Source organism: Candidatus Angelobacter sp. (genome assembly GCA_035607015.1).
Taxonomy (GTDB): domain Bacteria; phylum Verrucomicrobiota; class Verrucomicrobiia; order Limisphaerales; family AV2; genus AV2.
Genome location: DATNDF010000240.1, coordinates 1 through 4,744, shown reverse-complemented (window position 1 = coordinate 4,744; position 4,744 = coordinate 1). Strand labels below are relative to the sequence as shown.

The following is a 4,744-nucleotide window of genomic DNA, read 5'->3' as shown; positions in this document are numbered from 1 at the left end:
AGCGGATTGGTGTCGCCAGAACCAGATCCCTGCCGCCAGCGCCGCAATTACCGCGGCCAGGCGCCATGCGCTCCTTCCCGTTCCGGTCCCATGTGTTCCGTTTGGCGACACGGCCGAATTTAGCCACAAATGCCATTGTTGGCCCAAGCGTTAAGTGGTTGTGAAACGGGACATAAATCCGCCGGACGAAGACTTGACCTTTTCCGTCAACCCGCCACACTTCGCGGCTCGGTCCGCGCGGGCAAACGGCACGCGGCACCTCCAAACGCGTGCGCCGGCCGGAACTTGCGGCTACATTGAGGGCGTGACCCGTCCGGCTGAAATTGAATTTGTTATGAACCATATCCGCAATATCGCGATCATCGCGCATGTCGATCATGGCAAGACCACGCTGGTGGATTGCCTGTTGAAACAGTCGGGAACCTTTCGCGCCAACCAGCACGAAACCCAGGAGGAACGTCTGATGGATTCGATGGACCTCGAGCGCGAAAAGGGCATCACCATCCGGGCCAAGAACGCCGCGTTCAAATACAAGAATTATCACGTCAACATCGTGGACACGCCCGGCCACGCCGATTTCGGCGGTGAAGTCGAGCGCATCATGAACATGATCGACGGAGTGTTGCTCGTGGTTGACGCCGCGGAAGGTCCGCAGGCGCAAACGCGCTTTGTCCTGCGCAAGGCGCTTGAAGCCGGCGCGAAACCAATTGTGGTCATCAACAAGATCGACCGCGACAATGCCAGTCCGAAGAAAGTGCTGGATCAGGTTTGGGACCTGTTCATTTCACTCAACGCCACCGACGAGCAAATGGATTTCCCGGTCATCTACGCCAGTGCGAAGGCCGGTTACGCAAAAGAGCAGCTCGAACACGCCAGCGGTACGATGGAACCGCTGTTCGACTCGGTGATCAAGCACATCCCGCCGCCGCGCGCCCACGCCAGCGAAGGTTTTCAACTGCTCGTCGCGAACCTCGACTACAGCGATTATCTCGGCCGGATCGCGTTCGGAAAAATCTACTCCGGCAGAATCAAGGTCGGGGACGCGGCCGTGTGCCTGCACAACAACGGCGCCCGAACCGCCGGAAAAGTCACGATGCTTTACCATTTCGAGGGACTCAAGCGCATCGAAGTCCAGGAAGCGCATGCCGGCGACATCGTCGGCGTGACCGGTTTCGAGGACGTTTTTATCGGCGAGACGATTGTGGACAATCCGGAACGACCGGCGCTGCCGTCCAAGCGGATTGACCCGCCGACAATCCAGATGGAGTTCGCCGTCAATGACGGTCCGCTGGCCGGTAAGGACGGCAAGCTTGTCACCGCCCGCCACATCCGGGAGCGGCTGACAAAAGAACTCCGCACCAACGTCGCATTACGGGTCGAAGACACTGACGACCCGAAGATTTTTGCGGTGAGCGGCCGCGGTGAAATGCAGATTGCGATCCTGGTCGAGCAAATGCGCCGCGAGGGTTACGAGGTGTTGGTCAGCCGGCCCGAAGTCCTCTACAAAAAGGACGCCGGCGGCGAACTGCTCGAACCGATTGAACGGCTGTTCGTCGAAATCCCGAAGGACACGATGGGGCCGGTCATGGAGAACCTTTCGGGCCGCAAGGCGGAAATCACCACCATGAACCACCACGGCGAGCAGGTGAGCATCGAGGCGCTCATCCCGATGAGAGGGTTGATCGGCTTCGAGACCGATCTGGTGAACATGACGCGCGGCCTCGGTGTAATGAGCCATCTTTTCCACGAATACGGTCCGGATCGCGGCGATATCGCGGCGCGCAAGAACGGCTCGCTCGTCAGCATGGAAAACGGCGAGGCCATGGCCTACGCCCTGAATATGATCCAGGAACGCGGCCGCCTGATGGTGGAACCTGGCGACGCCATTTACGCGGGCATGATCGTGGGTGAGAACGCGCGCGAGACCGACATCCCCGTCAATCCGTGCAAGGCCAAAAAGCTGACCAACATGCGCTCGCAGGGCGATGGCAAGGGCATCCAACTCGCCGCGCCGATGAAGCTCTCCCTCGAACGAGCCCTCGAATACATCGGTTCCGACGAGTACGTCGAGGCCACGCCCAGGAACCTGCGCCTCCGTAAAAAGATTCTCGACGAGAACCAGCGCAAGCGCGCCCAGCAAACCAGGGCGATCAAGGTGGTGGCGGAGTAAGGACTGCCCCCGCGGGTTCCTCCGGGCTCCGGGGTTTGTTCGATCCCGTGAGAAAAACGCCGACGACGCTTGTTGACTTCAATCTGTACGTTTGCGCCGCAGCCGCGCGGAAGTGCGTTCGGATCTTGTAAGTTGCCCACGTCATGAACAGGAGGTTCTTCGACACCCACACCGCCGGCCAGACCAGATAATACCGCGCTGGAAACTTCCCCTGGAGCATTTGCAGCAAGCCGGTCGGATGCAGTAACAGCCACGGCATGAGCGTTACGCATAGAAACGTTGTCAACACGGCGAAGTGAGTCTTCTTCGACGATAACGCGAGCCAGCCGCCGACTGCGCTCAATGCGAACACGTCCGTCAAAAAATTAACCAGGCTTCCACCGGCCATGAACCCGTAGATGCGGAACGCCGCCGCACCGCCGGGTTGGTGGGCGATCGGCTTCCACGACTCATAAAGGAATAAACAATGCAACATGGCAATCGCCAGCACCGGCCAGAAAAAGAAACGTAGCAACGCGCGACGGCGTCCGCGCAAAATGGTCCGGACCGTAATCGGCGTGGTCAGGATCAGTTCCAGCGCGCCGTTGCGCCTGCTTTCGACGAAAAACCGGCAGGCCATCGCCGCGAGCCAGACGCGGTTGATGAAATACATGGCCGTGTTGAACTGCTGGAAGAACGGCAAAGTGGCGCCGTTGCGCCGGACTCCGTCGGTGAGCCAGTAGATGTTGATGGCGACGATCCCCACCAGCGCCCAGAAAACCCAGTGCGGCCAGCGTTGCCGGCTGGCGAGAGCGAAGATGGGATTTTTTTTCAACCGCCGCGCCAGTTTCCGCTGCCAGCGCTTTGAGCGGCCGAGGCGTAACAGCCAGAGGCCTGATCTTCCCGATTCGACCGGGTCTTGCCTCCAGACCCGGGCAACGATCAATGTCGTGCCGGCCATGAAGAACCAGCACAAGCCGTGAACAATGCCAAGCGACAGCCAGAAGGGTCTTGAGTTCGACCTGAAAACAGCATCCATGGCGAACTGGGCGGTATAAACCGGGCTGGCCAGCGTTATCAGCGACGACGTTCCGATCGCGCTTCGTCCCAGGAGCATGTCGATGACAAGAACCACCAACCCCGGCAGCAGACCGCTCAACGTCAGAACCAGAATCAGCGAGCCGAGAATGGCTTTGGTTTGGTCGCGGCTCAACGCGGACACGAACATCCCCGCGGTGAGCGAAAACAGGATCGCGTTGACCACTGCCAGGGCAATGCGCCCGTATTCACCGGGCGTGACGCCGCCGAGCAGCAGCGGGATCGCCAGTGAAGGCAGCACGGCCAGCAGTCCGTAAAATCCAGCGAGCGACGTGGCCACCCATTTGCCGAGCACGACATCGAAACTGTTCAGGTCGGTGAGAAACAACAGACCAAGCATGCCATCGCGCTTTTCGGAACTGACGCAATCAGCGGTGATGAACGGCCCGATCAGCATGCAATACGTCAGCGCCGCCGTGTTCAGCGCGGCAAAGAGGGATCTGCCCAATTCAGTCGGGGGCTGGCCACTGACCGGGAACAGGCAAAGCCACAGGAGGATGATGAATGCGCCCAACGCCGCGAGCAGCCGGAGCGCGTGCGTGCTTCGCCGTCGCGCCGCCACGCGGAGTTCACGATCTACAATCGGCAGGAAACGCATCTGGCCGTGAGCTTAATGCGCGTCCACGCCGGGGCCGAAGTCAAAAATTGCTCCCGGACAAAAAAGGCCCCGAATAAACAGACGGGCCGGGGTAGCGGCCGAAAACGTCAATGAAGACGTTCGACTTTTTATGGGGTTGATCGGCGCGGGCGCGGCGTCCGGAGCATGTATGAAACGGTTGCAACTTCAGGCGCGGCAAATATGACTGACGGGCGGTCCGGGTCAGCCCGCTCATGGCCCGCGAGGGAGAATGCACTTTCGGGAAACGTCTATCGAGGAGTTTCGCGGTGAAGCTGCCGCCGTCAATCCGCCGAATGCCTCCTTTCGAACTTCCGCCGGTCCCTTTGTTGCCCGCCCTGGCCCCGCCGATTGGCGAGGACAGATCAGTCGCGCTCGACTTTGTTCGGCAGTTCGTCTTTATCGTCCGGGTCGCGAGGGAAATGCCGCGCGAGAACTTCGCCCACGCTTTGGACTGCCAGGACGACCGCTTCGGTAAACCGGCCGTTCTTCAGAGCGGCGGCCATTCGCCCGGCAATTTCCTGCCAGAATTCTTCGCCGCATTTTTTGTGCACTTCCACATCGCCCCAGAGGGCAAACTTGTGGGTCAGCGGCGCAAAGTAAATCAGCACGGCGTTCCGATGACGAGTGCGCGCCATGCCGAGCTTCGCAAACCGGGCCTTCGCCGCCACCAGTGCATCCTCTCTTTGCCGGTGCGAAACATAAACGCGAACCTCGCCGGAGGTCTTGCGCTCGGCCTCGGCAATCGCAGCCACGATTTTGCCGTCGTCGAGTTGATCAACGAATTCTTTCGGTTTCATGCTTTCCTACCAACTGCCACTGGCACCGCCACCACCGAAACTGCCGCCACCACCGGAAAACCCGCCTCCCGAGAAACCGCC

At 60.1% G+C, this 4,744-nt stretch carries 3 protein-coding genes; 1 reads left to right on the top strand and 2 read right to left on the bottom strand.

What is annotated here, in order from left to right; all coding sequences use genetic code 11:
- Positions 1-334: 334 nt before the first annotated feature.
- A complete protein-coding gene (gene typA, locus VN887_09870) occupies positions 335-2,170 on the top strand; it encodes a translational GTPase TypA (GenBank protein HXT40318.1) in 1,836 nt (611 codons plus the stop codon).
- On the opposite strand, the gene VN887_09865 is transcribed toward typA, so the two are convergent.
- A complete protein-coding gene (locus VN887_09865) occupies positions 2,151-3,845 on the bottom strand; it encodes an ABC transporter permease subunit (protein ID HXT40317.1) in 1,695 nt (564 codons plus the stop codon). The two genes, typA and VN887_09865, sit on opposite strands and share 20 nt — an antisense overlap.
- Positions 3,846-4,228: 383 nt before the next feature.
- Complete coding sequence (locus VN887_09860; protein HXT40316.1) at positions 4,229-4,663, bottom strand: TPM domain-containing protein; 435 nt, start codon at positions 4,661-4,663, stop codon at positions 4,229-4,231.
- Positions 4,664-4,744 lie beyond the last annotated feature (81 nt).

Coding starts and splice junctions, on each gene's coding strand:
- typA (HXT40318.1), top strand. CDS start 335: ATGAACCATATCCGCAATATCGCGATCATCGCGCATGTCGATCATGGC.
- VN887_09865 (HXT40317.1), bottom strand. CDS start 3,845: ATGCGTTTCCTGCCGATTGTAGATCGTGAACTCCGCGTGGCGGCGCGA.
- VN887_09860 (HXT40316.1), bottom strand. CDS start 4,663: ATGAAACCGAAAGAATTCGTTGATCAACTCGACGACGGCAAAATCGTG.